General features: G+C 72.1%; 2 protein-coding genes and 1 pseudogene. 2 read left to right on the top strand and 1 reads right to left on the bottom strand.

Going from position 1 to position 1,838, the window contains the following annotated elements; all coding sequences use genetic code 11:
* The coding region (locus AC27KI_RS23925; protein WP_487116225.1) for a LysR substrate-binding domain-containing protein at positions 1-370 on the top strand (370 nt) is incomplete at its 5' end.
* 174 nt (positions 371-544) lie between these two features.
* Here the strand turns inward: AC27KI_RS23925 and AC27KI_RS23920 are convergent.
* A complete protein-coding gene (locus tag AC27KI_RS23920) occupies positions 545-1,252 on the bottom strand; it encodes a Crp/Fnr family transcriptional regulator (protein WP_487116223.1) in 708 nt (235 codons plus the stop codon).
* Between the two features lie 158 nt (positions 1,253-1,410).
* Here AC27KI_RS23920 and AC27KI_RS23915 point away from each other — a divergent pair.
* Positions 1,411-1,838: pseudogene (locus tag AC27KI_RS23915) on the top strand (adenylate/guanylate cyclase domain-containing protein); the annotation flags it as partial.

Genomic DNA, 1,838 nt, shown 5'->3' with positions numbered 1-1,838 from the left:
GGCCCCGCGCGACGTGGTGCGCAGCGCCCTGCTGCGCCATGTGTCGGTGCCCGACGCGTGGGAGCGCTGGAGCGAGGTCCACGGCGTGCCCGGGCTCGATGCGCTGGCCGGCCCGCAGTTCGACCAGTTCGAAAGCATGATCCGCGCCGTCTCGGTGGGCATGGGCGTCGCCCTGGTGCCGCGCTGCCTGGTGCACGACGAGATCGCCGCGGGCGTGGTGGCCGAGCCCCTGGCCCAGGGCGGCTACGCCAGCGCGCTGGGCTACTGGTTCTGCTACCCCGAGGCCCGAGCGCAGCTGGCCACGCTGGACCGGTTCCGCCAATGGCTGCTGGACTCGGCGGCCGGCCCGCACGCTGCGCAGGCGGGCTGAAACCGCCCCGCGCCTGGCATTCGAGCAAAAACGGCGGTATGCCCTAGTATTTATTGCCCTTGATGCTATATAAAACATAGCAAAATAACAGGCCACCGGCACGGCGTTCGGCAGGCCGAGGCCGATGCCGACGCCGGGGCGACGTACACGGGCCGCACGGGCCCGTGTCGCGCCTCACTCCCCGCGCACCTCGGCCACCATGCGTTCGAGCCGCGCGGCATCGACGACCACCAGCGCGCGGCCGTCCTTTTGCAGCACGCCGGCCTTGACCAGCACGCCCAGTTCGCGCGTGACCTGCTCGCGGTTGGTGCTGATCTGACTGGCCAGTTCGGCGTGGGCAGGCGCGGGCTCGATGCGGGCCTGGTTGCCCTGCACGCCGGCTGCGCGCGCCAGGCGCAGCAGCTCGGCATGCAGGCGGTTGTGCACGCCCAGGGTGCTCAGGTCGATCACGCGGTCGGACAACTGGCGCACCAGCGAGGCCAGGTAATGCATCACCCGCTGCGCGACCAGGGGCTCGTCGCGCAGCAGGGCCAGGAACCCTTCGCGCGAGAGGCTGGCCACCAGGGTGGTGTCCAGCGTCACGACGTCGGCCGAGCGCGGGCCGCCGTCGATGGCCGCGATCACGCCGATGTGCTCGCCCGGTTCGCAGTCGCGGAAGGTGACCTGCCGGCCGCTGGCCGAATAGGTGGTGATGCGCAGGCGCCCCGCCACCAGGAAGAACACGTCGCCGCCCTCGGCCGCGCGCGACAGCAGCGGCTTGCGCGCTGGCAGCTGATGCCAGTCGCACTGCTGCGCCAGCCGTTCCAGGCACGCATCGCCCAACCCCTCGAACAAGGGAATGCGGCGCAGGGCGAGGCTGGAGCGGGCGGGGGGAGCGTTCATGCGGGCAAAGGCCGTGGCCAGAAAAGGAAAAAGGAGGGCCAGGGCGGCGCCAGGGCATGCGGGAAGGCCGGCGGGCCGAACCGGGTGCCGCATTATGCTCAGCGCCGCCCCGGCGAATGGCCGGGTGGATTCCATCGACCCACCACACGCCTTCTACCGTGCCCGCGCCCCTGCCCCCGCTGACCCTGCCCTCCCAGCGCAACCTGCGCTGGGCCAGCGGCGTGGTCCTGTGGCTCTATGTGGCGCTGCACCTGGCCACGCACGCCACCGGGCTGGTGTCGCTGGCCGCGGCCGAAGCCACGCGGCGTGCCGTGCATGGCGCCTGGGCCACGCTGCCGGGCACCGTGCTGCTCTATGGCGCGGTGGCCGTTCACCTGGCCATGGCGGGCGCCGCCGTGTGGCAGCGCCGCAGCCTGCGCATGCCGGCCGTGGAGGCGCTGCGCCTGCTGCTCGGGCTGCTGCTGCCGCTGCTGCTGGCGGCGCATTTCTCGGGCACGCGCTACCTGGGCGAAATCGATGGGCTGGAGCCCTCCTACGTGCGCATCGTGCGGGCCATCTGGAGCCCGGAGGGGCTCTGGCTGCAACT

It is taken from the genome of Acidovorax sp. KPB24-03 (assembly GCF_057546605.1).
This window is presented reverse-complemented; position numbering and strand designations above follow the sequence as displayed.